1 protein-coding gene is annotated in these 240 nt (G+C 58.8%); it reads left to right on the top strand.

Going from position 1 to position 240, the window contains the following annotated elements:
• Window positions 1–240, top strand: a 240-nt coding sequence (locus tag SB756_RS34670; RefSeq protein ID WP_410913834.1) for a hypothetical protein, incomplete at both ends; no start/stop codon positions are given.

Here is a 240-nt window from a genome sequence, read left to right as displayed (position 1 = left end):
CCAGGACCAGCGGATCTGGCATCACAGCCGACGGATGGAAGAGAACCTTAACGCGAACAGCGTTTCGCTGCAGGGTTATCTCGACGGGATGGCACAAAACTTCGGCGGCATGGAGGCGGCTATGGCGACCCTGAGCCGCACCCTCCAACGCGAGGCGTTCATTATGACCTACAATGATGTGTTCCTGGTGATGGGGGTTCTGACCCTCGCAACGGTTCCGTTGGTTCTCTTCCTGAGGCC

This window comes from Pseudomonas sp. SIMBA_068 (assembly GCF_046534705.1).
Taxonomy (GTDB): domain Bacteria; phylum Pseudomonadota; class Gammaproteobacteria; order Pseudomonadales; family Pseudomonadaceae; genus Aquipseudomonas; species Aquipseudomonas putida.
This window is presented reverse-complemented; position numbering and strand designations above follow the sequence as displayed.